Below are 24,540 nucleotides of genomic sequence, written 5' to 3'. Positions count from 1 at the left end.
TTTTTTAATTCCGCTGCTACCTTTTTGTAAGAAACCGGCCTGGCCGCGCCACTATATAAATATGCTGTGTTTAAACGGAGTTACCCATGCGAGACACCCTGCCGCTGCTGGATCTGACCGCGTTTCCCCCCCTGCGCCGGGAACGCCTCGACACCCTGCAGGTCAATCTGGGCTATCTGTGCAACATGAAGTGTGTGCACTGCCATGTGGCCGCCGGCCCCCACCGTACCGAAATGATGGATGCCGACACCCTGGCCCTGATCCCCAGGGTGCTGCAGGCCAGGGGCATCGGTACCCTGGATCTGACCGGCGGCGCCCCGGAAATGCACGACGGCTTTCGCAACCTGGTGCGGGCTGCGCGCGCGCTCGGGGTCAAGGTCATCGACCGCTGCAATCTCACCATATTGCTGGAACCGGGGTACGAGGATCTGGCGGCGTTCCTGGCGGAAAACCGAGTGGAAATAGTCGCGTCACTGCCCTGCTACGCCATGGAAAACGTCGATCGTCAGCGCGGCAAGGGCAGCTTTGACAAAAGCATTATTGCCCTGCAACGGCTGAACGCACTGGGCTACGGCAAGCCCGGTTCAGGACTGGTGCTGAATCTGGTATACAACCCGCAAGGGCCCAGCCTGCCTCCCCCTCAGGACGAGCTGGAAGCCGCCTACCGCACTGAACTGCACCGCCATTTCGGCATTGAGTTCAACCACCTTTTTGCCCTGGCCAACATGCCCATCAAGCGTTTTGGCGATTACCTCATCAGCAAGCGGCAGTTTCATGATTACATGAAGCTGCTGAAGGACAACTTCAGTGCCGACAACCTCGCCGGTGTGATGTGCAAAAGCCTGGTGAGCGTGGATTGGCAAGGCTACCTCTACGACTGCGATTTCAATCAGCAGCTCGGCCTGGCCCTGGCCGGTGACGGTCGCCCCCACCTGAAAAGCCTGCTGCAAGCGGATTATGTAGGCTGCGCGATTCGCGTGGCGGGCCACTGTCACGGCTGCACCGCCGGCCAGGGCAGCAGCTGCGGCGGCGCCCTGGATCACGAGCCCCATTCATGACCCTGAGCATTATCATTCCCACCCTGAACGAGGCCGTCGCCCTGCCTGCCACCCTGGCGGCGCTCCCCAAGGGCTGCGAAATCATTGTGGTGGACGGCGGCAGCCGCGACGGCACTGCGCCACTGGCCGCCCGGCTGGGCGCCCGAGTGATCGTTTCGCCCCCGGGGCGGGCCCGGCAGATGAACGCCGGCGCGGCCGGCGCGCACGGCGAGCAGTTACTGTTTCTGCATGCCGACACCCTGGTGCCCGCGCGGGCAGAGCAGTTGATCGCCGACGCACTGATGCATCATCACTGGGGCCGGTTTGACGTCCGGCTGACCGGCCGCCATCCCATGCTGGCGATGATTGCCCGGCTGATGAACCTGCGCTCGCGCCTGAGCGGCATCGCCACCGGGGATCAGGGCATTTTTTTGCACAGACATACCTTTGAGGCGATTGGTGGTTTTCCCGATCAGCCGCTGATGGAAGACATCGAGCTCAGCAAACGACTCAAGCAATGGGGGGCGCCGGCCTGTTTGCACCAGCGGGTGTGCACCTCGGGACGACGCTGGGCGCAGCATGGAGTCTGGCGTACCATCTGGCTGATGTGGCGGCTGCGCTTTGCCTACTGGCGCGGGGCCGACCCGCACCGGCTGGTGGAGTTGTACCGATGAACATCCGTATTCTGGTATTCGCCAAGGCGCCCCTGCCCGGCCGGGCCAAAACCCGGCTGGAGCCGGCACTGGGGGCCAAAGGCGCCGCACAGCTGGCAACAACCATGTTGGACGGCACCCTGACACACTGCCTGGCCGCCGAGCTCGGCCCGGTAGAGCTGTGCATGAGCCCGGCCCCCGGCCACTCCGACTGGCGTGCCTTTTCATTGCCCGCAGGCCTGGTGCAAAGTGATCAGGGTGACGGCGATCTCGGTGCCCGCATGGCTCGGGCTGCACAACGGGGCCTGGCGCAACAGGATGCGGTGATGCTGGTGGGCACCGACTGCCCGCAGTTGTGTGTCAATCTGCTGCAAACGGCGGCGATACGGCTGGCACGGTGCGATGCGCTGCTGCATCCTACCCGCGACGGCGGCTATGCCCTGCTCGGGCTGCGCCGCTTTTCCCCAACGCTGTTTGAACATATACCCTGGAGTACTTCTCAGGTTGCCTCCCTTACTCGGCAACGGCTTGACGCCCTGAGCTGGCACTGGCACGAGGGAGAAACCTTGCAGGACATAGACGAGCCGGGGGATCTGTTGCAACTGCCCGGTCGCTGGATGAACCATTATGCTGAACGAATGTGAACCCTGGCTGCGGCTGGGCAGCTTTATTGGCCTGCTGCTGGCGTTGATGCTGTGGGAGTCTGCCTCTCCCCGCCGCCCACGGGAGCAGCCCCGCGGGCCGCGCTGGCTTCGGCACCTGCTGCTGACCACCCTTAACACCCTGCTGGTACGAGCCCTGTTTCCCCTGGCCGCGGTGGGCGCGGCCTTGCTGGCACAGCAACATGGTTGGGGCCTGTTGCCCTGGCTCGGCCTGCCCGGCTGGCTGTCGTTGTTGTTGGCGGTGCTGGCCCTGGATTGTCTCATCTACTGGCAGCACCGGTTGTTTCACCGGGTACCGCTGCTGTGGCGTCTGCACCGCATGCACCATACCGATACCGAGCTCGACGCCACCACAGGAGTACGCTTTCATCCGCTGGAGATATTGCTGTCGATGGCCATCAAGCTGACCGCCGTAGTGGCACTGGGCGCCTCGCCCCTGGCGGTGTTGGTGTTCGAGGTGTTGCTCAATGCGACTTCACTGTTCAACCATGCCAATATTTGGCTGCCCACACGACTGGATACCGCACTGCGACGGGTATTGGTAACCCCCGACATGCACCGGGTGCATCACTCCGTACATGTCGCGGAAACCGACAGCAATTTTGGTTTCAACCTGAGCTGGTGGGATCACCTGTTCGGCAGCTACCGGGCCCAGCCTCGAGACGGCCACCAGGGCATGAGACTGGGCCTGAAACAGTTTCGCGGCCCGGCCGAACAGCGGCTGTTGCCCTTGCTGCTACAACCGTTCCGGGCGGCTTCGCGCACTAAAAAGGAGCCTTGAGGCTCCTTGCAATTATGTGTATGACTTCAGCCTGGATCAGGGCTGGCAGAAACCGGGCAGCTTTTTACCCTGTTTTTTCATAATCATACACTTGCGGTTATCTATTCCGTCACCCCTGGAGGCAAGGTTGTCGGCAAAGGGCTGACTGGCCATGGTGGCACTGGTATGAAGCGGCACCATGCTCAGCGCGAAAACAGCGGCAAGCATGACTGACGTGAACGTCTTCATGGTACATCTCCTGTCTACGTTATCGAAGCCTGGGTCTGCCTTGTCTGACCGGCCCGATTTTTTGGGGAAGTCCCCCTGCGCCGGATGACACCGACGATTATCCATTAGACTTGGCATCCACCGATTTTATTGCAATTAATTTAATAAGAATTACGCATTTAGAACGGACATTTTCATAACCGCTTGCTCTAAATCAATGAAGCCTCCCCCGCCCTTGCCGCCATCTGTTCTCTTTGCCGAACTGTGATACAGTGCTTGCCAAGCCCCCACAAGCCTTTGATGTCAATCACCTATTTCAGGGGAAACGAATAATGAGCACCAATGTACTGGCCGGCATCGACGGCTCCAAACATACCACTTGCGTGTGTGATTATGCGGCCTGGGCGGCACAGCGCCTTTCTGCCTCCCTGGTACTGCTGAATGTGTTACCCAAGCCAGAGCCCACCCTGCTGTATAACATGGGGGCGACCGCCAGCCTGAACGCCCAGGACAAGATTCAGGCCGAGTTGGCCGATCTCGACAAAAAGCGGGCCGAGCTGGCCAGTGAGCGAAGCAAGCTGATCCTGAGTCAGGCCAGCCAGCACGTGCAGCAGGCCGGCTACTCGGCACCCCGCACCATTTCTCGCGAAGGCCGTCTGGTGGACGTGCTGGAGCAGTATGACGATTATGCCGATCTGGTGGTGCTGGGCCGGCGCGGCAACAATGAAGACGACAACCCGGAGCGCCTGGGTGGGCATGTGGAGCAGGTCATTCGCACCACCGACAAGCCACTGCTGCTGACCGACGGCGACTACGCCCAGCCCAAACGTATCATGATCGCCTTTGACGGCAGCGACACCACCCGCAAGGGGCTGGAATACATTGCCAGCTCGCCCCTGTTCACGGGCCTGGAATGCCATGTGGTGATGGTGGCCGGCGCCAGCGAAGAGAAGCAAACCCAGTTGGAAGCGGCACGCCAGCGGCTTGAAGACGCCGGCCTGCAGGCCACCGCGGCCCTGCTGCAGGGGGAAGTGAAGCAAAACCTGCTGGCCTATCAGGAGAAGCAGAACATCGATCTGATGGTCATGGGGGCCTACGGCCATTCCCGCATTCGCCTGTGGCTGCTGGGCAGCATTACCAACCTGATGCTGCAGGAATCCCACAAACCCATGCTGGTATTGCGCTGATATTCATACGCCACTCATAACAACGCCGGGCAAGTGCCCGGCGTTTTTTCGTGCGGATTAATGCGCTGATGGAGTCGTGGTCAGAGCACGCCCTGCTCGCGCAGGTAGTCGTCGTAGCTGCCGCTGAAGTCGCGAATGCCGTTTTCACTCAGCTCCAGGATGCGGGTGGCCAGGGACGACACGAACTCTCGGTCGTGGGACACGAAGATCAGGGTGCCCGGATACATTTCCAGTGCCATGTTCAACGACTCGATGGACTCCATATCCAGGTGGTTGGTGGGTTCGTCCATCACCAGAATATTGGGTTTGTGCATCATCAGCTTGCCAAACAGCATGCGGCCCTGCTCGCCGCCCGACAGCACACCCACCTTTTTCTTGATGTCGTCCTGGCTGAACAGCAGCCGACCCAGCACCGAACGCACGGTCTGCTCGTCGTCCCCTTCCTGTTGCCACTGGCTCATCCACTCAAACACGGTGAGATCGGTGTCGAAATCAACGGCGTGATCCTGGGCATAGTAACCAATGCTGGCGTTTTCCGACCATTTGATATTGCCGCTGTCCGGTGCCAGCTCACCCACCAGGGTTTTCACCAGGGTCGATTTACCGATACCGTTGGTACCCAGAATGGCGATGCGCTCGCCCACTTCCACCATCATGCTCAGGTTCTTGAACAGGGGCGCTTCACCATAGCCCTTGGCCAGGCCTTCCACTTCCAGAATGTTGCGATACAGCTTTTTGTCCTGCTCGAAGCGAATAAAGGGATTCTGGCGGCTGGAAGCCTTGACCTCTTCCAGCTTGATCTTGTCGATCTGCTTGGCCCGAGAGGTGGCCTGGCGGGCCTTTGACGCGTTGGCGCTGAAGCGTGACACAAACGATTGCAACTCGGCAATTTGCGCCTTCTTCTTGGCGTTGTCGGCCAGCAGCCGCTCCCGAGCCTGGGTGGCGGCCAGCATGTAGTCATCGTAGTTGCCCGGATAGACCCTGAGTTCGCCGTAGTCCAGATCCGCCATATGGGTGCAGACACTGTTCAAAAAGTGGCGGTCGTGGGAGATGATGATCATGGTGCTGTTGCGCTCGTTCAGCGCGCCTTCCAGCCAGCGAATGGTGTCGATGTCCAGGTTGTTGGTGGGCTCGTCGAGCAGCAGCACGTCCGGATCGGAAAACAGCGCCTGGGCCAGCAGCACCCGCAGTTTCCAGCCCGGCGCCACTTCGCTCATGGGGCCGTTATGCTGCTCCAGGGGAATGCCCACGCCCAGCAGCAGTTCGCCGGCCCGAGCTTCGGCGGTGTAACCGTCGTATTCGGCCACCAGGCCTTCCAGCTCGGCGGCACGCATATAGTCTTCGTCGCTGGCTTCCAGATTGGCATAAATGCTGTCACGCTCGTGCATGGCGGCCCACAGCTCGGCATGCCCCATCATCACCACGTCGAGCACCCGCTCGTGCTCGTAGGCAAACTGATCCTGACGCAGTTTGCCGATACGTTCGTTCACGTCCAGGCTCACGTTGCCGCCGCTGGGCTCCAGGTCGCCGCCCAGAATCTTCATGAAGGTGGACTTGCCGCAACCGTTGGCGCCGATAAGGCCATAGCGGTTGCCGTCGCCAAACTTGACGGAAATGTTTTCAAACAACGGCTTGGAGCCGAACTGCATGGTGATGTTATTGGTGGAAATCAAGAAACAAACTCGCTGTGGTTAAAGAAGGAAAACGCAGAAGGCGAACCCTGAAGGCCGCCAAGGATACCGGCGGCCGCCAGAAAGTTCAAAGGGTTGTTCAGGAATCAATCAGTTTTCGGGTTACCGGGCCACCAGCACATCGCAGGGAGGCGCGCTGAGAAAGCTCATGGCCAGGTTGCCGATGAGCAAGCGGCTGATGCCCTGACGACCGTGATAACCCAGCACCAGCAGCTGGGCGCTGCTGTCGTGAACCACGGAGGTGATGGCCTTTTTCACTTCTCCCGACAAAATGCGGGTACTGATGCGGCCCTGATCATCGGCGGGAATGAAGTGGGACATCTCTTCCCTGACTTCCTGCTCGATGCGGGTGCGCTGATGCGCCATCAGGCTGTCGGTGTGCATGGGCTCGTGGCGCAGAAACCCCAGCAACATGGGCGGCTCAAACACATGCACCAGGGTCACACCGGCCTCGGGCGCCAGCGCCAGTCCGGCCTGCAAGGCATGGTGGGAGCTGCGGGAAAAGTCGGTGGCGGCCACCACCTTTTCATAGGGCCGATCGCCGCCCTGGCCGACCACCAGCACCGGCATGGTACAGTGACGCAACAGCCGCTCGACCGTGGTGCCGAGAAACAGCTCCTGCACCGGCTCCAGGTGATGGCGACCGGCCAGCAGCAGATCCGCCTTCAGCTCGGTGGCCTTGCGGGCCAGGGTGTGCGGTGGCTTGCCCAGCAGCACATGACGCTCAATGTTGTCACGCTGCCCGGCAGGCAGGGCGTCAACCAGCTGCTGCAGTGCCTGGGTGGCCCCCTGCTGCAGCCGGCGCCGTACCGAAATTTCCACCATGGGTTCATACAGCACCATGGCTTCGTCAATGACATGCACCAGATGCAACCGGGCCTGCAATTGGGCAGCCAGGGCCGCCGCCCGTGCCACCACCTTGTGGGAGCCTGCTTCCAGATCCACCGCTGCCAGCAATATCTTCATATTGTTACCCTTTTTGTGTTGCACGGCCCCGCTTTGGGCCCTGATGGCAGCTTTCCCCTTTTTCGCATAAAAAGCAACCAGGCCGTCCGGTTTTGCCGCACACCGGCTTTGGTTTACAATGCTGCCCCTTCTGGCTTTATTTTATCGGGACATCACGTGTTAACAGCAGAAATCGCCATGCGCTGGCTGGTTGCCGGCCACATTGATCACTACATTTGCGAAAACTGTCATGGCATTCACCTTGCCGAACTGCAGGGGCTGGACGGCGTGCTGGAAAGCCGGTTGTTCGTGGAGCATGAAGACGCCATTCTCACCACAGAGGTGGAAATTCGACCCACCGCCCTGCTGAGTCTGGTGGCCGATCTGGGCCGGCTGAACATGAACTACCCCAGCCTCAAGATTTTTGTGGATATCGTCGATGACAACCTGCCCCGGCTGATCGTGGCCGACTACCTGCATACCCAGGCCGGACTGGAGCAGCATCAATTCCAGTGGATTGTGCAACAAACCATGATGGCCACCCACCAGCTGGTGCAGGAGCTGGGCGAAGTCGGCTACCTGATGCAGGACGAACCGCAGAAAATGCCGGCCGCTGTGCATTAAGCCGGCAGAATGCACAGTAAAAAACCACTTGAATCACGAATGATGAAAAGTGCTTGAACCCGCTTCGGCAAGCCAGTACATTACGCCCCGTTCCCAAGGGAACACCACGGAGTGAAGCGAACACTCTCAAAATAAAAACGCGACAAAAAATGTGGTGAGGTGTCCGAGTGGCTGAAGGAGCACGCCTGGAAAGTGTGTATACGGCAACGTATCGAGGGTTCGAATCCCTCCTTCACCGCCAGCATTTTTAAACCCCGCGCAGCAATGCGCGGGGTTTTTTGTATTGCTGGCATTTGTCACTATTCTTTAATCTGTTCTTTCTGACGGGAAAAATTTCTCGCTGTTCCCCGCGTTGTTGAAGGTGTACATAAGCGCTCCACAGGAGGGTTTTGCCATTGACTACTGCGCCGCTCACGACTTGCGTTTTTGACGACATCATTACCGCCATTGCCGGCCCCGGCATGGGGATTTTTCCCGGCTTTCTCGACCCCGGCCAAACCGCCGCCCTGCGCCGGGACTTTACCGCCCTGCCCGATTGGCAACTCACCCACGCCGGCATTGGCCGGGAGCATGATCATCACAATAACGAACGCATTCGCACCGACAAGACCCGCTGGCTGGACGGCACCACAGCGCCCCAGCAGGCCTACATGGCCTTGATGGCCGAGCTGCAGCAGCTGTTTAACCGTCAGCTGTTCATGGGCCTGCGGGATTATGAATGCCACTACGCCCGTTATGATCAGGGCGATTTCTACAAGAAACACCTGGACGCCTTTCGCGGCCGCAGCAACCGCCGGCTGACCACGGTGCTCTATCTCAACGACGACTGGCAACCCGATCAGGGCGGCGAGCTGCTGATCTATGGCGACCGGGGCGAACCGCTGCACCGGGTGCGGCCCGAAGGCGGCACCCTGGTGTGTTTTTTGTCGGAGCGCTTTCCTCACGAGGTGCTGCCGGCGCGGCGGCCGAGGCTGAGCATTGCCGGCTGGTTTCGCGTGGATGACCCCATCGCCCCCACGCTGCGGCTGTAGCGGAAAGGGATTTATCGAATATTCATTTTAGAGGCCTTATTTTTAATCCTTTACCAAATAAGGCCCCTTTAATTCACGAAAAAAAATCATGAATGGTTTTATAGTGAGTTTTCATCATTTTTCCTTTTCACCAACGGCATCCTCTGTCAACCTGAAGTCATTCGACTCATTCGTTAAGGAAAACCACCATGTGCTCCATCTTCGGTATTCTTGAACTCAAGTCAGATCCGGCCGCGCTGCGCTCCCGGGCGCTGGAACTGTCTCGCCTGCTGCGCCACCGCGGCCCCGACTGGTCGGGCATTTACAGCAACGACAAGGCCGTTCTGGTGCATGAACGCCTGGCCATCGTCGGCCTCGACAGCGGCGCCCAGCCCCTGCTCAACCCGGCCGGTACCCACGCCCTGGCGGTGAACGGTGAAATCTACAACCACAAGGAGCTGGAAGCCGGCCTCACCTGTGGCTTTGAGTTTCAGACCCGCTCCGACTGTGAAGTGATCCTCGGCCTCTACCAGGAAAAGGGCCCGGAGTTTCTCGACGATCTCAACGGCATCTTTGCCTTTGTGCTCTACGATGAGGAAAACGACGCCTACCTGATTGGCCGTGACCACATGGGCATTATTCCCCTCTACACCGGCCATGACGAAGAAGGCAATTTCTATGTGGCGTCGGAGATGAAAGCGCTGACCCCGGTGTGCAAAACCATCAGCGAGTTTCCTCCCGGCCACCTGCTCTACAGCAAGGAAGGTCAGCCCCGCCGTTATTACCACCGTGACTGGGAAGACTTTGATGCGGTGAAGGACAACACCTCCAGCGTGGCTGAGCTGCGCGAGGCACTGATGGCGGCGGTGAAACGCCAGCTGATGTGCGACGTGCCCTACGGCGTATTGCTGTCGGGTGGCCTCGACTCTTCCATTGTGTCCGCCGTGGCCAAGCTGTACGCCGACAAGCGTATTGAAGACAACGACAACAGTGAGGCCTGGTGGCCGCGACTGCACTCCTTTGCCATTGGCCTGGAAGGGGCACCGGATCTGATTGCCGCCCGCAAGGTGGCGGACCAGCTCGGCACCGTGCATCACGAACTGCATTACACGGTTCAGGAAGGCCTGGATGCCCTGCGCGAGGTGATCTACCACCTGGAAACCTACGACGTCACCACGGTGCGCGCTTCCACTCCCATGTATCTGATGTCCCGGCGCATCAAGGCCATGGGCATCAAGATGGTACTCTCCGGCGAGGGCTCCGACGAGCTCTTTGGCGGCTACCTGTATTTTCACAAGGCCCCCGACGCCCAGGCCTTTCACGAGGAAACCGTGCGCAAGCTCAAGGCCCTGCACCAGTTCGACTGCCTGCGTGCCAACAAGTCCATGGCCGCTTGGGGCGTGGAAGCCCGTGTGCCCTTCCTCGACAAGGAGTTCATGGACGTGGCCATGCGCCTCAACCCCGCCGACAAGATGTGCGTCAACGGCAAGATGGAAAAGCACATTCTGCGGAAAGCCTTTGAAGATCTGCTGCCCCATGAAGTGGCCTGGCGCCAGAAGGAGCAGTTCTCCGACGGCGTCGGCTATTCCTGGATAGACAGCCTGAAGGCGCTGGTGGAAGAGCAGGTGAGCGATCAGATGATGGCCACGGCGGCGTTCCGCTTTCCGCTCAACACCCCCACCAGCAAAGAGGCCTACTACTACCGCGCCATCTTTGAGGGCCACTTTCCCCAGGACTCCGCCGCCAAGTGCGTGCCCTGCGGCCCCTCGGTGGCCTGCTCCACTCCCACCGCGCTGGAATGGGACGAGCAGTGGAAGAACATGGCCGACCCATCAGGCCGCGCGGTAAAGGGCGTGCACAGTCAGTCTTACTGAGCCCGGAACCCATAACCCCGGCCCGTCACGCCGCCCCGCAGCGTGACGGGCCGCTTTAGCATCGCCACAAAGCGCCACCCCGTTTTTCACCACGGGAATGATCACACCTGCACAACTTTCGATAATTTTTTGTTCGGCGCACGGATCCTGTCATGGGGCTGGGTTACAGTCATGGTTTCCCCATTCGGTTTCCGTACACTGAGACATTATTGACCGTGAGCACCCACAACCATTTCCGCCTGTTAGAGCAGTACCAGCAATACCAATCCGTGATCCACAGCCTGATGGAATCGATCATGACCAGCCTGAACGGCCAGTCACTGTTGCAGAGCGAACAGGCCCAGCAACAGACCATTGATTACCTCAGTCGGCCCTACCCCTTTGTCGAGCTGCTTTACAGCCTGGACAACAACGGCATTCAGATGACGGAGTCGGCCTACAGCCCCACGGTCAGTGAACGACGCCGCCGCTCGCTGGGCAAAGGCAGCGATCGCAGCCGCCGGCCCTATGTGCAGGCCGCCAAACAAAGTTCCAACGCCATTGTGGTGACCAGCCCCTACCTTTCCAACGCCACCCATCAGCTGGCGATCTCGGTCATCCAGCACCTGGTTGATGAACAGGGACGGGATTGCGGCTATCTGGTGATTAACTTCAACCTGCGCCGCCTGATTTCCTATCTCAACGGCGATGAAAGACGTTTTCGCTGCCATCACTATTTTCAATGGATATACACCCTGATTGGCGGCCTGCTGATCGTGGTGGCCGCCCTGTTGCTGTATTCGGCGCTGGAGTCCCTGGTCTCGCTGTTTGATGATGACAGCAATATCGCCACCGGGGCCTTTGGCATCGTCATTCTTATCACCCTGGGCATGTCCATTTTCGATCTGGGAAAAACCATTCTCGAAGAGGAAGTGCTGGTGAACAAGGATATACACCATCACGATTCCACCCGGCGCACCATCTCCCGCTTTATGGCCGCCATTATTATTGCGGTATCTATCGAAGCCCTGCTGCTGATGTTCAAATCATTGCTCGACGGCGGCGATGGCGGTAACCAGCTGATCAATGCGGTATGGATGCTGATGGCGGCCGTGGCCATGCTCAGCGGACTGGGGGTTTACCTCAAGCTGAGCCGGGACAGCCAGACCGCCGAATAACCTCGAGCCGCGGGCACGACTTGTACCCCCCCGTTACCGGGGGGTACACTGCCCGCCCCGTCCCGCATTAACCCGAAGACCATGTCGCTCGATTCCGGTCGTACTCGAATACTGACACAACCGGGCTTTCTGCCCTTTCTTATCGCCCGGCTAGCGGCGGTGTTCGCCATGCAGATCCAGGCGGTAGTGGTGGCCTGGCAGGTGTACGATCTGACCCGGGATCCCCTGGCCCTCGCCTATGTGGGCCTGGCCCAGTTTATTCCCATGCTGGTATTGCTACTGCCGGCGGGAGACCTGGCCGACCGCCACTCACGCAAGCGACTGCTGGCCGCCAGCTGGCTGGTACAGGCCCTGTGCAGCGGCTTGCTGCTGTGGCTATCACTCTCTCCCGCCCCCCAGGTACCCTACTATTATGCGGTGCTGATACTCTACGGCTGTGCCCGCGCCTTTACCGGCCCTACCCTGCAAAGCCTGTTGCCGCAAATTGTGCCCCGTGAGCAACTGGCCCGGGCCATCGCCGTCAACAGCATGATCATGAAACTGGCGGTGATCGCCGGCCCCCTGGTCGGCGGCCTGCTCTACGCCCTGGGGGGCAGTCTGGCCTACGGGGTTTGCCTGGCAGCCTTTGTGCTGGCGCTGATGCTGCTCATTCCGGTGCAGACCCGCTATGCCGACAGCCAGCGCCCGCCTGAAGCCACCGCCTGGCGACGCTTTACCGCCGGTATTGGCTACATTCGTTCCCGCCCCATCATTCTGGGTGCCATTTCGCTGGATTTGTTCGCGGTACTGCTGGGAGGCGTGGTGGCCCTGCTGCCCATTTACGCCCAGGAGGTATTGCAGGTGGGACCGGAAGGTCTGGGGGCATTGCGCAGCGCCATCGCCCTCGGCGCCCTGCTGATGGGCATGGTGCTCAGTGTCTGGGCGCTCAGCCGCCATGTGGGGCCCGCCATGTTTATCGCCGTCATCATATTCGGAGTGGCCAACCTGGTCTTCGCCTTTTCCACCCTGTTCTGGCTGTCTTTTGTGGCCCTGCTGATAGCCGGTGCGGCAGACATGATCAGCGTCTATGTTCGCTCCACCCTGATCCAGCTGGCCACGCCGGACAACATGCGTGGCCGGGTCAGTGCCGTCAACATGCTGTTTATCGGCTCATCCAATGAACTGGGGGAATTCCGCGCCGGCACCAGCGCCGCCTGGTTCGGCACCGTGCCTGCGGCCGCCATCGGCGGTGTGGCCACCCTGGTGGTGGCCGGCACCTGGATGTGGGGGTTCAGATCCCTGCTGCGGGTGGACAAGTTCAGTGACGTGGAAATACCGACGAGATAAATGTGAATGAAGACGGCCGCCGGCAAAGGCGGCCAGAAGAAGGCATGACTCAGAAATAATCGGCGCAGCGCAGCACAATGCGCTGCGACATCGACATGGCGCTGTGACTTCGATGATAGGCAGCCTCATTGATAAACAGGGGATAGGCGGTATAGTCCCCTTCCCAGCAAATCGGGACACCGTCAAAGGTTTCCATGATCACCTCGCCCGGCTCAACCGGATGGAAGTCCCGCCGCTCAAGGCGCTTTGACACCATGGCGAGCCGCTGGCCCTGTTCATCCGTTGGCAGCACCAGGTCTTCCGTATACTGAAAGGCCTCAAACTCGCCCGGCAGCGACGCCAGTTCCCCCCGGTTATACAGCACCACATAGTCAAGAATGTGACCGGTCATGGTTTCCATCAGCTCCAGGGTTTCCTGCTGCAACACCGAATTCGGCTGGGGGCCCACCTCCACGGTAACTCCCTGCTGGGCCACGGATATCAGAAAGCGGTTGCGCTCTTCCGGCAGGTTGTCCTGAAAATAGATAACGGCTTCCGGCATGCGATCCTTCACATAAGCCGCCATGCCAATATTGAAGGCATCCTTGCGCAGCAACATCAGGCAAGCCCCCATGTTGGAAGTGGTATTGTGCAGATCGATCATCAGCTCAACCGGCGACCGGCCTCTGGGGCCAAACTGCTGGTTGAGTTTCTTGGCCAGCAACTGCTCGTAACCCACCAGCCGGTCATTCTGCAAATCCTCAAGGGCAAACTCCCGGTTCAGATCGGTTTCCATGTAGCGCACGGAGTGCTCGCAGGCCCTCGGGTTGGCGATGGTTTGCGTCAGCTCGAGCTGAGGCCAACGCGCGAACTGGCTGGTTTTATCCCATTTCTTCAGCAGATAAATGCCGGACAGCTCATTGCCATGAGTGCCGCCCACCAGGGCAACATGAGTAATATTGTGCATGATGTTCTCCGTCACAGGGCCTCAGGGCAAGGCCAGGTTGACAATGGATAAGCCGGATCAATGATTCGGCCTGACTCGGAACACCGGCAGCAGCATCCCGAGCATGAAGGATTTGGTAACAGGGTCAGGACCACTGCAACCATTGCGCCAGCGCAATGAAAACCCAGCTAAGCACATAGATCAGGGCGACCAGCGGGAAAATCACTTTCAGCCAGTCGGAGTAACCGACCCGGGCCAGGGCCAGCATGGCCAGGGTGCCTCCCGAGGTGGGCACTATCATGTTGGTCAGGCCATCCCCCACCTGAAACGCCAGTATCATGACCTGATAGGTAATGCCCACCAGATCCGCCAGCGGGATCAATACCGGCATGGTCACCAGCGCCTGACCGGAGCCACTCGGAATAAAGAGGTTAATTACTCCCTGAATCACACTGATGCCGACGGCGATCAGCGACTCGGGCATCACGTCGAGGGCAAGGTTAAGGGTATTGACGATGGTGTAGATGATCTGTCCATCTTCCAGTACCACCTTGATCGAGGCAGCCAGGCCTATTACCAGGGCGCCGCCGGTAACCCGGGACGCCCCTTCAACCATGTGGGCCACATAACGATCGGGGGCAATGCGGCAAATGGCAGCAATGACAATCGACATCAGAATAAAGACGGCGGTGATTTCCTTGATATACCAGCCTCTTCCCAAGGTGCCCGTACCAGCCAGATAAGAACAGCCTGCAATCACCACAATGCCAAGGAAGAACACCGAGATGATGCCCAGATCCCGGGAGCTGAGGCGATAGTCCTCAATCTTTTTTGAAAGCGCTCCGGCGTCCCCCTCGCCTTTGCGCGCCGAATGTCTGGGCGCCACAAAGGTGGTGATATACCAGGCCAGCAGGCTCAGGGCCACAAAGGCCATGGCAAAACGCAGCAAGCCGCCAGAGAAAATGGGCAGGCCGGCAATGCTCTGTGCCACACCCACGGTATAAGGATTGATGGGTGACAGGGTAAAGCCGATGCCGATGCCGCCAATGGCGATGCACGCCCCCACCAGGTTGGTGTAGCCCAAGGCGCTCGACACCAGCAGTGCGACGGGCACCAGGGCAATGTTGTTTTCATAGCCAACCGAAATTCCGAACAGGCCATAGAGATAGGTGGCCAGCCAGATCAACAGGTTGCCCCGGCTCAGGCCAATGCGCTTCACCGCGGTGCCCACCAGGTTTTCCAGCGCATGGCTACGATAGAGAATATTGAACAGCCCGCCGGCAATAAAGACGATAAACAAATACTGTCCGGACTGGACCAACCCCTGGGGAATGGCCACAAAGAGATCGAACAGCTGGTTGATGGCGCCACCGACGGAATAGCCCGTGTTGTGATCTTCAAGGTAATGGAAGGAGTCTGCCACCACGCGTTGCCGGCCATCTACCAGCTCGGTCTCATAGGCACCCTTGGGAACGACCCAGGTCAGAAAGCCGGCCAGGATCAGGATATAAAAGATAAGCACCATGGGATCGGGAAATTTCTGATACCAGCGCTTCCCTTCTTTGGAGACCAGTACGCCCGCCCCGTTCTCATGTTCAAGATGCTCTTGCATTGTCACTCTCCATGTTCGTTGCTTGAGTGCAGGTTAAATGTGTGGGACGGGACTATTCCATAGCGAACACATTTGCACAATGTCACTTTTTGTGTAGCATTATTTGAAAATGCTATATGGAGATGTCATGAAATACCGGCAGTTACAGGCTTTTTTGGCCACCATTCAGCAGGGCAGCTTTTCCCGGGCCGCCCTGATACTCTCCCTGTCTCAACCCTCCATAAGTCGTCTTATCAATGACTTACAGGATGATGTCGGCTTTGAGCTGTTCAAGAAACAAAAAGGCAGGATGGTACCGACCCCGGAAGGCGTGGCGTTTTACGACGAGGTCAGCACTATTTTTAACGGTATTCACCATCTGGAAAATTTTGCCGACAAGCTGAAAAAATCCACCCACGGCAGCCTGACCATAGGCGCCACTCCGGCCCTGGCGACGATTCTGACTCCCATGCTGATCAAGTCGTTTATCGATAAGCACCCGCAGGTGCATGTCAGTCTGCTGGTCGACAGCGTGGAGCAGTTGATCCGGGGCCTCGACAAACAACAGTATGATCTGATCATGACCAATCAGACCGAAGCCCACTCCGGTTTCATCGAAGAGCCGCTGGCTGAGGTTTCCTGGGTCTGTGTTATGCCGGCCACGCATGCCCTAGCCGAAAAGGCGATCATTACGCCCGCCGATCTGCAGGGTGAATGCCTGCTGAAGCTGGTGGATGAAAACGGCATTGAATGGAGCCACCATAAAAGCCTGCTGAAAGAGCATCACATCAAGGTGAACGAGCAGTTTTCCACCCAGCGCTCCTTATCGGGCTATGGTATGGTGGCCGCCGGCCTGTGCATTGCTCTGCTCGAGCCCTTCAATGCCTCGTTGTGGGAAGGTAGCAACCTGGTAATGCGCCCTTTCGCCCCCGAACTCAAATATCGCTATTCCATGTATTATTCCGCCGGCCAGGTTCGCAGCGAACTGTCCCGGGCCTTTACCCTGTGCGCCCGAGACTCGATCGGCCAGCTGCCCGGCTATTGCTGAGCCGCCGACTGATGTGTATTAACGCCGCTATAGCCTGTCCCTTCTCGGTAACTCGGCCACTTTCAATATTTTATAAAAACTTATTCGTAATTACCCCTGATTATCAACAGCGAATATCATTGATAAACTTGATGTCGATTACGGCCCATACGCCGAGAGGCACACACCGCTGAACGTGATGCTCAGGCGCCGGTGCCGACATGCCTATCATCAGGGGAAATAACCCATGCCAAAAACCATTCTTGTCACCGGCTCCACCGACGGCATTGGACTGGAAACCGCCAGAGTGCTGCTGTCTCAAGGTCACCGCGTGCTACTGCACGGACGCAACCCGCAAAAGCTGGCCGACGCCGAGGCGTCACTCTCTGCCATTCCGAGAGCAGGTCACATTGAAAGCTATCTGGCGGATCTGTCAAAGCTGGCCGAGGTAGTGACCCTGGCGAAGGCGGTGAGCGCCCGCCACGACAGGCTGGATGTGTTAATCAACAATGCCGGTATCTTTCGCACGGCTTCTCCCGTTACCCGGGATGGTCTGGATGTGCGCTTTGTGGTCAACACCCTGGCTCCCTATCTGCTGACCCAACGGCTGTTCTCCTTGCTGGGCGACTCCGGGCGGGTGATTAACCTGTCTTCAGCGGCACAGGCTTCGGTGAACCCTGAAGCATTGGCGGGGAATACCAGGCTGACCGACGACTTTGCCACTTACGCCCAGAGTAAACTGGCGCTGACCATGTGGTCCCGCAGCATGGGGCTTGCCCTCAAGGACAAGGGCCCGGCCATTATCGCGGTCAACCCGGGCTCCCTGCTGGGCAGCAAAATGGTCAAGGAAGGCTTTGGCGTGGCCGGTGGCGACATTGGTATTGGTGCCGACATTCTCACTCAGGCTGCATTGTCGAAGGACTTCGCCGACGCTTCAGGTCGTTATTTCGACAACGATGCGGGCCGTTTTGCCTCTCCTCACGCCGATGCGCTGGATGATCGGAAACTAACCGACATGGTGAGCCTGATTGACATGCTGATTGCCAAGCATACCCCTGCATAAGTAGTTAGCGTTCCCCTGACCGGCTGGAAGCCCAGTCTTCCTGCCGGTCCCAGTAGGGCTCGCCACCGAAACACGCCGAAAAATAGTCGATAAAGGCCCTGACCTTGGGGGCCAGCAGCCGTGAACTGGGATACACCGCCCAGATGGCGGTGTCGGAAACATAGGGGTATTCCTGCAGGATCTGCACCAGCTCACCCCGCCGCAAATGCTGATATACATTCCAGGTGGAGCTCATTGCGATGCCCAGGCCTGCTACACAGGCATCCCGCACCGCCTCGCCGTTGTCGATACGCAGGCTGCCGCCGGTTTTAACATTGAGCGGCCCATTCGGGGTCTCAAAGGTCCAGTGCTCCAGCCCCATCAGATTAACGCACTGATGCTCGCCCAGTTCCTGCGGCGTGGCGGGCTCGCCAAATCTGGCCAGATAAGCCGGTGACGCACAGATGATTCGCCGGTCAGACGCCAGCCTGCGGGCGATCAGGGTGGAGTCCTTCAGCTCGGCATTGCGAATGGCAATATCAAACCCGCCCTCGACCATATCGATAATGGCGTCGCTCAGCTTCAGATCCACCTTCAGCTCGGGATACTGCGACAAAAATCCGTGCATCGCCGGGATCAGGTGCATGCGGCCAAAGGACGCCGGTGCCGACACCCTCAGGGTACCGGTGGGTGAGGCTTTCCCCGCTCCCACTGACGCACAGGCGGCCTCCACCGACGACAGCACTTCTTCCGCATGGGGCAGAAACGCCTTGCCCTCTTCGGTCAGGGATACCTTGCGGGTGGTGCGGTGCACCAGTCGCACCCCCAACCCTTCTTCCAACTTGCTGATATACGAGCTGGCCACCGCCGGCGACAGGGCCAGTTCCTGGCCTGCCAGGCTGATGTTATGGGTTACGGCCAGCCGTACGAATAACCTGAGGTGCTCTACTTTCATGCGCATTCTCAACAAAAGGGCGAAACTCACCCAAGAATATAAGCGATTACTCTAGCTTTACCTAACAGTCCGTCTGGCAACCTGCCCGTTGTTCGAACCAAAACCACGCAGTCCGGCCTCACGGTAAGGCTCGAGGGCACTTATATTTTTAATAAAAAATAAAAACTGATTGGTAATTTCCCAGCATTATCATGAATTGAATGGTCGGCTAAAGTGAATCGGTGCAATCCAACAGAGGTAACAACCGATGAAAGCAATGGTAATCTGCGCATTTGGTGGCCCCGAGGCATTCGAGCCGGCCGAGATGGACAAACCCGACCTCAACCCCGGCCATGTGCTGGTGAAAGTCGCCGCGACCAGCGTTAACACCATAGACCTGATGATCCGTCAGATGGGAGCGGATCTGCCGTTTGCTCCCGCACTGCCCGCCGTGCTGGGCATGGACTTTGCCGGTACCATAGTGGCCATTGGTGAGGGTGTGACCGAATATACGGTGGGAGATGAGGTCTATGGCTGTGCCGGTGGCCTGGGGGAGCTGCAGGGCACCCTGGCCGAATATATGCCGGCCGACGCCCGGCTTATTGCCCGCAAGCCCGCCAACCTGTCGATGCGCGAGGCGGCGGCCCTGCCCCTGGTGGGAATCACCGCTTTTGAGGCCCTCACCCGGGCCGGCACCGGCAAGGGGCAACGTGTGCTGGTGCATGGCGGTGCCGGTGGCGTGGGTCACGTCGCCGTACAATTGGCCCGTCACTTTGGTGCCGAGGTGTTTGCCACCGGCGGCGGTGACGAGCAACTGTCACTGATCGAAAAGCTCGGAGCCAAAGGTATTAACTACAAAACGGAAAAGGTTGCCGACTATGTGGCCAGTCATACTCAAGGCGCGGGTTTTGACGTGATTTTCGATACCGTTGGCGGCGCCAACCTGCTCAATTCCTTTGATGCTGCCGCCCTGAACGGTCAGGTTGCCACCACCCTGTCTCTGGCCGAGCTGGATCTGTCGGTGGCGCACTTCAAAGGCTTGTCTTTGCACGTGGTATTTATGCTGCTCCCGATGATCCACAACCATGCCCGCTCTGTCCATGGCCGCATCCTGGCCGAATTGACAACCCTCGCAGAAGCCGGTGGCCTTCGCCCGGTTGTGGATGAGCACCGCTTCGGCCTGAGGGACGCAGGCAAGGCACATGAACGCCTGGCCAGTGGCCAGGCCATGGGTAAAGTGGTGATTGAACTCTAGCGCCGGGGGTTATAACCGGAGTAAGATCCTGGCAAGCCCCTTCCGAACAAAAACCCCTGCACTGCAGGGGGTTTTCATTTATTCAGGAAGCAGGAATGATTTAACACGACTCTAAATAACGATATTAACAGGTTTAAAATAAGCAACTTAAAAACAAATAATCGGATGGTGCCATGCAAAATACCACGCACAGGCTGTTTATAAACCTTTACCGATGTTAGATGGCGGCCCTACCTCTGGAGTCAGCAAGGCCACCTTACTGTTCACACTAATTTTTTGTTCATGAATCATGAACAAATCAAAACAATGAACAACAAGAGCGGTAAGAGGAGCCGTTGCCCCAAGTGATACAGCCACTTGTTCATATACCGCATTTTTACTGTGCCATTCATAATGGGCTGCAACCAGCAACCCATTACAAACCTGGTGACCAATGCACACCAAATCAGCTGACCGGCTCGTTTAATATCGAAAACCTGGCCGCCGTGCTTAACACTGCCAAAACCGAAGCGGTGACGATGTTCAGATGCCGCCCCACGCCAAAGCGGGACCCGGGAACGCCGGGTATGGCCGCCTCTACAATAGCCAGTGCCTCTGCATCAGAGCCCGCGCCCAGGCTGCGCTCCTCATAACTATCGACACGCAACGGCAGTCCCAACGCAGCCACAGTAGCGGAGATCAGCCCCTTGCCTGCTCCCTCGACAGTGTTGATATTGCCATTCGCATCCGCAATATCCAGGGTAATGCCCTGCCCGTCTGCATGTTCGTACAGACGATGGCCGCGATAGGTGAAGCCGGACTGCTCCCGTATCGAAGCAAAATAAGTGCTCTCAAACAGCTCCCAAATTTGCTCGCTGCTCAGCTCCGTTTCACTGGTGTCGGCCAAAGCCTGAACAACAGAGCTGAATTCCACCTGCATGCGACGGGGCATGGTGATGCCGTGATCCCGTTGCAGTAAAAACGCGATACCGCCTTTTCCCGACTGGCTGTTAACGCGCACTATGCTGTCGTAAGTGCGCCCCAGATCCTGTGGGTCGACTGGCAGATAAGGAACCCGCCAGGGCATATCGGCCTGCTGCGCATCAAATCCCTTGGCGATGGCATCCTGATGAGAGCCCGAGAACGCCGTAAACACCAGATCGCCTACATACGGATGACGTGGATGCACCGGCAAGGCGGTACATTCCTCAGCCACACGGGCAACCGCTGCAATATCGGAAAAATCCAGTCCGGGTGCGATGCCCTGGGTATACAGGTTCAACGCCAGCGTGACTAAATCAACATTGCCACTGCGTTCACCGTTACCAAACAGACAGCCCTCAACCCGTTGCGCGCCGGCCAGCATGGCTTGCTCGGCGCAAGCCACCCCCGTACCCCTGTCGTTGTGAGGATGCACGGACAGAACAACATGCTCGCGGCGCTCCAGCCGCCGATCCATCCATTCGATTTGATCGGCAAAGACATTGGCCGTGGAGACTTCTACCGTGGTCGGCAGATTGACGATCATCGGTCGCAGCGGCCCGGCATCCCAGACGCGGATGGCGGCGTTACACATGGCCAGCGCGACATCCGGCTCAGCCATGTTGAATGTCTCGGGCGAGTACTGCAAAACCCATTCCGTCCCTGGATGGTCGGCCGTCAGTTGCTTAAGCAGCCCAATGTGGCGTTCCACCATTTCTATCATCTGGGGCACGCTCATGCCGAACACGATGTCACGCCAGGCGGGCGCGATGGCGTTATAAACATGCACAATGACACGCCGTGCACCCGCCACACTGCGTACCGTCTCGGTGATTAAGTCATCGCGTAATTGCGTCATCACCATGGGGGTAACGTCTTCAGGGATCTGGTCTGCTTCAATGAGATGGCGCACAATCTCGAAGTCGGTGCGCGAGGCCGCGGGAAAGCCTATTTCGATTTCTTTAAAACCGATCCGCACCAGTTCATGGAACAAGTGCAGCTTGCGTTCGCGGTTCATTGGCTCAAAGAGTGCCTGATTGCCATCGCGCAGATCAGTAGACAACCAGACAGGCGCTTGCGTCAGGGTACGGGACGGCCATTGACGATCGACCAGATTAACCGGGGAGACAGGACAATATTTTCGGGAAGGATCAGCCAGCATTAAAAATACTCCAAAAGAATCGGTTCACTCCTGACTCCCCTGGCTCGAAACAAGCTGACGATGGTCGGGGTCAGGGGAAATCAGGATGGGTCATAGCACAAGCAAATACGTGCGGACCCCGACCAGGAGCCAGCGTTAGTCGTGGTTGAGAAAGATAAAAATTGAACATGGGAATGAGATCCGGTGATTTGCCTAGACCCAATATTAGACTTGTACAATTTGTCTAACTACATAAAAATGGACAGATACTTTATTCAAATGGACAAATTCCACCTGTATGGGTTTTTCCTCTCCTGAAGACGGCAGTCATGCACTTGACCTCAGCCTGAAAGAAGCAAGCGGTCTGCCGATATTTGGTGTGGCGGTGCACTACCCTGCCGGCCATGTCGTTCCCATGCACACGCATTCGTATGGTCATTTGATTTATGCAGATCGTGGTTTGCTGCGGGTAGAAGCACAAAGCGGTCAGTGGCTGGTTCCTCCCACTGCAGCGGTCTGGTTACGGTCAGGTGTTGCGCACCGCCTGGTTGTTCCCGTGGCACTGCAAGCACACGGTCTGTTCGTGCACAATGATATCTGCGCACGCCTGCCGAAGACAGATTGCGTGATACATGTTTCCGGTTTGGTAAGAGAGTTGATCATGGCATTGACCCAGGCCGACAAACAGAGCCTGTCTGCTACCCGCATGCGTTTACTGGGCGAGCTCCTGATCGAGGAAATACATGCCCAGCCTGCCCTTCCGTTTCATCTTCCCTGGCCTGCGGGAAATGCCGACAGCCCGATACAACGAGTGTGCCAGTCACTACTGAACAACCCTGGCGATGCAACCACCGCCACCGAATGGGCTGACAGGCTGGCAATGGGCGATAAAACTTTTCACCGACGTTTTCTGCAATCGACCGGCATGACTTTTGGCAAATGGCGCCAACAACTGCGGTTGATGTCATCACTCACGCTATTGATAAAGGGTATACCAATCACCCAGGTGGCACTGGCGAGTGGTTACGAGAGTCATAGCGCTTATACTACGGCGTTCAGCAAACAGTTTGGTCGGCCGCCTTCTGTATTTTCAGCAAAACTATAACGCCATGCTCAATAGCCATTCGACATTTGGCATGGGCAATATATAAAAAAGCATGAGCAGTCTATTTGGGAAAATATTAAAAACCGTATAGACCTTCCGTTTAAAAGGGAAAAACTCCGGCTTCCTCAGCAGAAATATAAAGTTGTCACCTTATAAAAACATAAAGGTGAAAACCAAATAGAAACCTAAGCAATTTCATTAGGCCAAAGCTGTCACTTTACTCTGCATATAAAAACAATAAATCACAGGGATTTATATATCGCATTCAAGTACATACTATGCTCTTTACCATAAACAATTTTTTCTTTCCTATCTCAATGCGCACCGTTAACTCTGGTCGAGTCTCAGTCAACCTTCACTTCGTCGACGCTCAGGTACAGACACCACAGTGTGATTCATGGTGTTGCCCTTCTCCAGCTGATCTGTTCCGGTTTTTATTCCTGATCTGTTCCTGTTTTCCTGTTGGCGACGTAGGTTTAATATCACGGTTTGAGAATGGATGTTCAAAGTCATATACAGGATGCCCGCTATGGAAATTTGTCACCTGGATCGACCGGTTTCGGATCAAGAACGTGCCGAGCGGCTGTTTGCCGGCGATTTGCTGATCTACCGTAATATTCCCGCCATGTCTGAGCTGGTGTCCTACAGCGATAAGCATCTGCGAGAGGCTCTGGATGGACGGGATCCGACAACGGCACAACAGCATTTCTCGAGAGAAGCCTTTATCGAACGAACGGGAAAAGTTCAGACAGCGTTTCGTACCAGCGAAGCGCCCAAGACAATGTTCTTTCGAGCCCTGAAGGCATGCGGTGTCGACCTGAATGAAACCTATTATGATCATTTTCCAATGCGGGTGGTGCCCTACTCCGATCAGCACCAGGGTGCACTGCGAGCCGCCATCGGTCATCATCGAGATACCTGGGGCAGCAATATTCAAAGTCAGATCAACTGGTGGGCACCGCTCTACCCACTGGAAGAGGAGCGCACCATCGCCTTTTACCCGCGTTACTGGGATCGTTATCTGGCCAATAATACGTCAACCTGGAGTTTTGATGACTACCTGGCAACACGAAAGCGAACACCGATAGAACGCCAGGTCAACTACCCTTCTGCTCCTCACCCGACTGAAGCCGTCGACGAATTCGACGTGGTTAAAGTTGTATTGCAACCGGGTGATATCCTGAATTTTTCCAGCGCTCATCTGCATGCAAGTGTCGTGAATATCACGAACGCCACACGTTTCAGCGTCGAAATGCGCACTATCAATCGTCAGGATCTTCGATTGGGGCGTGAGGCGCCAAACCAGGACAACGCGGCGGCAACTCCCATGTATAGTTGGTTCCGCTCAATTCTAGATAAAAGCCCCTTGGTAGTTTGAGACAGTCGATATACCTGATGTTGCGGCT

Annotated in this window: 22 protein-coding genes and 1 tRNA gene; 16 read left to right on the top strand and 7 right to left on the bottom strand. The window is 57.5% G+C overall.

Annotated features, from left to right (window positions below; all coding sequences use genetic code 11):
- Positions 1 to 86: 86 nt before the first annotated feature.
- Genes arsS through OJHNALOF_RS08785 form a run of 4 tightly spaced genes read left to right on the top strand, consistent with a single transcriptional unit; the run spans position 87 to position 3,133 of the window.
- A complete protein-coding gene (gene arsS / locus OJHNALOF_RS08800; protein ID WP_094199469.1) occupies positions 87 to 1,058 on the top strand; it encodes an arsenosugar biosynthesis radical SAM (seleno)protein ArsS in 972 nt (323 codons plus the stop codon).
- A complete protein-coding gene (locus tag OJHNALOF_RS08795) occupies positions 1,055 to 1,711 on the top strand; it encodes a TIGR04283 family arsenosugar biosynthesis glycosyltransferase (RefSeq protein WP_165661772.1) in 657 nt (218 codons plus the stop codon). Before arsS ends, OJHNALOF_RS08795 begins: the two co-directional genes overlap by 4 nt.
- A complete protein-coding gene (locus tag OJHNALOF_RS08790; RefSeq protein WP_165661771.1) occupies positions 1,708 to 2,334 on the top strand; it encodes a TIGR04282 family arsenosugar biosynthesis glycosyltransferase in 627 nt (208 codons plus the stop codon). Before OJHNALOF_RS08795 ends, OJHNALOF_RS08790 begins: the two co-directional genes overlap by 4 nt.
- Positions 2,318 to 3,133: a sterol desaturase family protein gene (locus OJHNALOF_RS08785; RefSeq protein WP_165661770.1), complete on the top strand. Its 816-nt coding sequence runs from the start codon at positions 2,318 to 2,320 to the stop codon at positions 3,131 to 3,133. The genes OJHNALOF_RS08790 and OJHNALOF_RS08785 overlap by 17 nt, the downstream gene beginning before the upstream one ends.
- 36 nt (positions 3,134 to 3,169) lie before the next feature.
- On the opposite strand, the gene OJHNALOF_RS08780 is transcribed toward OJHNALOF_RS08785, so the two are convergent.
- Positions 3,170 to 3,361: a hypothetical protein gene (locus tag OJHNALOF_RS08780; RefSeq protein WP_094199473.1), complete on the bottom strand. Its 192-nt coding sequence runs from the start codon at positions 3,359 to 3,361 to the stop codon at positions 3,170 to 3,172.
- Between the two features lie 311 nt (positions 3,362 to 3,672).
- Between OJHNALOF_RS08780 and OJHNALOF_RS08775 the strand changes: the two genes are divergently transcribed.
- Positions 3,673 to 4,527 carry a universal stress protein gene (locus tag OJHNALOF_RS08775; protein ID WP_165661769.1) on the top strand — a complete coding sequence of 285 codons (855 nt, stop codon included), beginning with the start codon at positions 3,673 to 3,675 and terminating at the stop codon, positions 4,525 to 4,527.
- An 80-nt stretch (positions 4,528 to 4,607) separates the two neighbouring features.
- On the opposite strand, the gene OJHNALOF_RS08770 is transcribed toward OJHNALOF_RS08775, so the two are convergent.
- Together OJHNALOF_RS08770 and OJHNALOF_RS08765 are read right to left on the bottom strand one after the other, a co-directional pair.
- The gene (locus tag OJHNALOF_RS08770; RefSeq protein WP_165661768.1) at positions 4,608 to 6,200 is read right to left on the bottom strand and encodes an ABC-F family ATPase; all 1,593 of its coding nucleotides are present in this window, start codon (positions 6,198 to 6,200) and stop codon (positions 4,608 to 4,610) included.
- Positions 6,201 to 6,320: 120 nt separating this feature from the next.
- Complete coding sequence (locus OJHNALOF_RS08765; RefSeq protein ID WP_165661767.1) at positions 6,321 to 7,184, bottom strand: universal stress protein; 864 nt, start codon at positions 7,182 to 7,184, stop codon at positions 6,321 to 6,323.
- 177 nt (positions 7,185 to 7,361) lie between these two features.
- Between OJHNALOF_RS08765 and OJHNALOF_RS08760 the strand changes: the two genes are divergently transcribed.
- The 6 genes from OJHNALOF_RS08760 to OJHNALOF_RS08735 all read left to right on the top strand — a co-directional run bounded on the left by OJHNALOF_RS08760 (position 7,362) and on the right by OJHNALOF_RS08735 (position 13,154).
- The gene (locus tag OJHNALOF_RS08760; protein ID WP_094199477.1) at positions 7,362 to 7,787 is read left to right on the top strand and encodes a YbjN domain-containing protein; all 426 of its coding nucleotides are present in this window, start codon (positions 7,362 to 7,364) and stop codon (positions 7,785 to 7,787) included.
- Positions 7,788 to 7,940: 153 nt separating this feature from the next.
- Positions 7,941 to 8,028, top strand: a tRNA-Ser gene (locus OJHNALOF_RS08755).
- A 220-nt stretch (positions 8,029 to 8,248) separates the two neighbouring features.
- The gene (locus tag OJHNALOF_RS08750) at positions 8,249 to 8,818 is read left to right on the top strand and encodes a 2OG-Fe(II) oxygenase (protein WP_165661919.1); all 570 of its coding nucleotides are present in this window, start codon (positions 8,249 to 8,251) and stop codon (positions 8,816 to 8,818) included.
- 188 nt (positions 8,819 to 9,006) lie between these two features.
- The gene (gene asnB / locus OJHNALOF_RS08745; RefSeq protein ID WP_165661766.1) at positions 9,007 to 10,671 is read left to right on the top strand and encodes an asparagine synthase B; all 1,665 of its coding nucleotides are present in this window, start codon (positions 9,007 to 9,009) and stop codon (positions 10,669 to 10,671) included.
- A 215-nt stretch (positions 10,672 to 10,886) separates the two neighbouring features.
- Positions 10,887 to 11,828 carry a cache domain-containing protein gene (locus OJHNALOF_RS08740; protein ID WP_094200540.1) on the top strand — a complete coding sequence of 314 codons (942 nt, stop codon included), beginning with the start codon at positions 10,887 to 10,889 and terminating at the stop codon, positions 11,826 to 11,828.
- A gap of 81 nt (positions 11,829 to 11,909) precedes the next feature.
- Complete coding sequence (locus OJHNALOF_RS08735; protein WP_165661765.1) at positions 11,910 to 13,154, top strand: MFS transporter; 1,245 nt, start codon at positions 11,910 to 11,912, stop codon at positions 13,152 to 13,154.
- A gap of 49 nt (positions 13,155 to 13,203) precedes the next feature.
- On the opposite strand, the gene OJHNALOF_RS08730 is transcribed toward OJHNALOF_RS08735, so the two are convergent.
- Together OJHNALOF_RS08730 and OJHNALOF_RS08725 are read right to left on the bottom strand one after the other, a co-directional pair.
- Entirely contained in the window at positions 13,204 to 14,100 is an 897-nt protein-coding gene (locus OJHNALOF_RS08730; RefSeq protein ID WP_165661764.1) for an aspartoacylase, read from the bottom strand.
- A gap of 124 nt (positions 14,101 to 14,224) precedes the next feature.
- A complete protein-coding gene (locus OJHNALOF_RS08725; protein ID WP_165661763.1) occupies positions 14,225 to 15,691 on the bottom strand; it encodes a YfcC family protein in 1,467 nt (488 codons plus the stop codon).
- A gap of 127 nt (positions 15,692 to 15,818) precedes the next feature.
- Between OJHNALOF_RS08725 and OJHNALOF_RS08720 the strand changes: the two genes are divergently transcribed.
- Together OJHNALOF_RS08720 and OJHNALOF_RS08715 are read left to right on the top strand one after the other, a co-directional pair.
- Complete coding sequence (locus OJHNALOF_RS08720) at positions 15,819 to 16,718, top strand: LysR family transcriptional regulator (RefSeq protein WP_094199483.1); 900 nt, start codon at positions 15,819 to 15,821, stop codon at positions 16,716 to 16,718.
- Positions 16,719 to 16,944: 226 nt separating this feature from the next.
- The gene (locus tag OJHNALOF_RS08715; RefSeq protein ID WP_165661762.1) at positions 16,945 to 17,760 is read left to right on the top strand and encodes an SDR family NAD(P)-dependent oxidoreductase; all 816 of its coding nucleotides are present in this window, start codon (positions 16,945 to 16,947) and stop codon (positions 17,758 to 17,760) included.
- Positions 17,761 to 17,764: 4 nt separating this feature from the next.
- On the opposite strand, the gene OJHNALOF_RS08710 is transcribed toward OJHNALOF_RS08715, so the two are convergent.
- On the bottom strand, positions 17,765 to 18,694 hold the full coding sequence (locus tag OJHNALOF_RS08710) for a LysR family transcriptional regulator (RefSeq protein WP_165661761.1): 930 nt from the start codon (positions 18,692 to 18,694) through the stop codon (positions 17,765 to 17,767).
- A 247-nt stretch (positions 18,695 to 18,941) separates the two neighbouring features.
- Here OJHNALOF_RS08710 and OJHNALOF_RS08705 point away from each other — a divergent pair, with 247 nt between their 5' ends.
- Positions 18,942 to 19,928: a zinc-dependent alcohol dehydrogenase family protein gene (locus OJHNALOF_RS08705; protein ID WP_165661760.1), complete on the top strand. Its 987-nt coding sequence runs from the start codon at positions 18,942 to 18,944 to the stop codon at positions 19,926 to 19,928.
- Between the two features lie 445 nt (positions 19,929 to 20,373).
- Here OJHNALOF_RS08705 and OJHNALOF_RS08700 read toward each other — a convergent pair whose 3' ends face one another.
- The gene (locus OJHNALOF_RS08700) at positions 20,374 to 22,050 is read right to left on the bottom strand and encodes a 2-isopropylmalate synthase (protein WP_165661759.1); all 1,677 of its coding nucleotides are present in this window, start codon (positions 22,048 to 22,050) and stop codon (positions 20,374 to 20,376) included.
- A 277-nt stretch (positions 22,051 to 22,327) separates the two neighbouring features.
- Here OJHNALOF_RS08700 and OJHNALOF_RS08695 point away from each other — a divergent pair, with 277 nt between their 5' ends.
- Both OJHNALOF_RS08695 and OJHNALOF_RS08690 read left to right on the top strand, forming a co-directional pair.
- The gene (locus OJHNALOF_RS08695; protein ID WP_165661758.1) at positions 22,328 to 23,134 is read left to right on the top strand and encodes a helix-turn-helix domain-containing protein; all 807 of its coding nucleotides are present in this window, start codon (positions 22,328 to 22,330) and stop codon (positions 23,132 to 23,134) included.
- A 529-nt stretch (positions 23,135 to 23,663) separates the two neighbouring features.
- Positions 23,664 to 24,512 carry a hypothetical protein gene (locus tag OJHNALOF_RS08690; RefSeq protein ID WP_165661757.1) on the top strand — a complete coding sequence of 283 codons (849 nt, stop codon included), beginning with the start codon at positions 23,664 to 23,666 and terminating at the stop codon, positions 24,510 to 24,512.
- Positions 24,513 to 24,540: the final 28 nt, after the last annotated feature.

Origin of the sequence: Oceanimonas sp. MB9, from assembly GCF_011319775.1 — a bacterium.
GTDB lineage: Bacteria > Pseudomonadota > Gammaproteobacteria > Enterobacterales > Aeromonadaceae > Oceanimonas > Oceanimonas doudoroffii.
The sequence above is the reverse complement of the archived record's forward strand: the minus strand, read 5'-3'. Positions and strand labels throughout refer to the sequence as shown.

Coding starts and splice junctions, on each gene's coding strand:
- OJHNALOF_RS08695 (WP_165661758.1), top strand. CDS start 22,328: ATGGGTTTTTCCTCTCCTGAAGACGGCAGTCATGCACTTGACCTCAGC.
- OJHNALOF_RS08760 (WP_094199477.1), top strand. CDS start 7,362: ATGCGCTGGCTGGTTGCCGGCCACATTGATCACTACATTTGCGAAAAC.
- arsS (WP_094199469.1), top strand. CDS start 87: ATGCGAGACACCCTGCCGCTGCTGGATCTGACCGCGTTTCCCCCCCTG.
- OJHNALOF_RS08780 (WP_094199473.1), bottom strand. CDS start 3,361: ATGAAGACGTTCACGTCAGTCATGCTTGCCGCTGTTTTCGCGCTGAGC.
- OJHNALOF_RS08775 (WP_165661769.1), top strand. CDS start 3,673: ATGAGCACCAATGTACTGGCCGGCATCGACGGCTCCAAACATACCACT.
- OJHNALOF_RS08700 (WP_165661759.1), bottom strand. CDS start 22,050: ATGCTGGCTGATCCTTCCCGAAAATATTGTCCTGTCTCCCCGGTTAAT.
- OJHNALOF_RS08795 (WP_165661772.1), top strand. CDS start 1,055: ATGACCCTGAGCATTATCATTCCCACCCTGAACGAGGCCGTCGCCCTG.
- OJHNALOF_RS08790 (WP_165661771.1), top strand. CDS start 1,708: ATGAACATCCGTATTCTGGTATTCGCCAAGGCGCCCCTGCCCGGCCGG.
- OJHNALOF_RS08750 (WP_165661919.1), top strand. CDS start 8,249: ATGGGGATTTTTCCCGGCTTTCTCGACCCCGGCCAAACCGCCGCCCTG.
- OJHNALOF_RS08725 (WP_165661763.1), bottom strand. CDS start 15,691: ATGCAAGAGCATCTTGAACATGAGAACGGGGCGGGCGTACTGGTCTCC.
- OJHNALOF_RS08785 (WP_165661770.1), top strand. CDS start 2,318: ATGCTGAACGAATGTGAACCCTGGCTGCGGCTGGGCAGCTTTATTGGC.
- OJHNALOF_RS08765 (WP_165661767.1), bottom strand. CDS start 7,184: ATGAAGATATTGCTGGCAGCGGTGGATCTGGAAGCAGGCTCCCACAAG.
- asnB (WP_165661766.1), top strand. CDS start 9,007: ATGTGCTCCATCTTCGGTATTCTTGAACTCAAGTCAGATCCGGCCGCG.
- OJHNALOF_RS08710 (WP_165661761.1), bottom strand. CDS start 18,694: ATGAAAGTAGAGCACCTCAGGTTATTCGTACGGCTGGCCGTAACCCAT.
- OJHNALOF_RS08690 (WP_165661757.1), top strand. CDS start 23,664: ATGGAAATTTGTCACCTGGATCGACCGGTTTCGGATCAAGAACGTGCC.
- OJHNALOF_RS08735 (WP_165661765.1), top strand. CDS start 11,910: ATGTCGCTCGATTCCGGTCGTACTCGAATACTGACACAACCGGGCTTT.
- OJHNALOF_RS08705 (WP_165661760.1), top strand. CDS start 18,942: ATGAAAGCAATGGTAATCTGCGCATTTGGTGGCCCCGAGGCATTCGAG.
- OJHNALOF_RS08720 (WP_094199483.1), top strand. CDS start 15,819: ATGAAATACCGGCAGTTACAGGCTTTTTTGGCCACCATTCAGCAGGGC.
- OJHNALOF_RS08715 (WP_165661762.1), top strand. CDS start 16,945: ATGCCAAAAACCATTCTTGTCACCGGCTCCACCGACGGCATTGGACTG.
- OJHNALOF_RS08730 (WP_165661764.1), bottom strand. CDS start 14,100: ATGCACAATATTACTCATGTTGCCCTGGTGGGCGGCACTCATGGCAAT.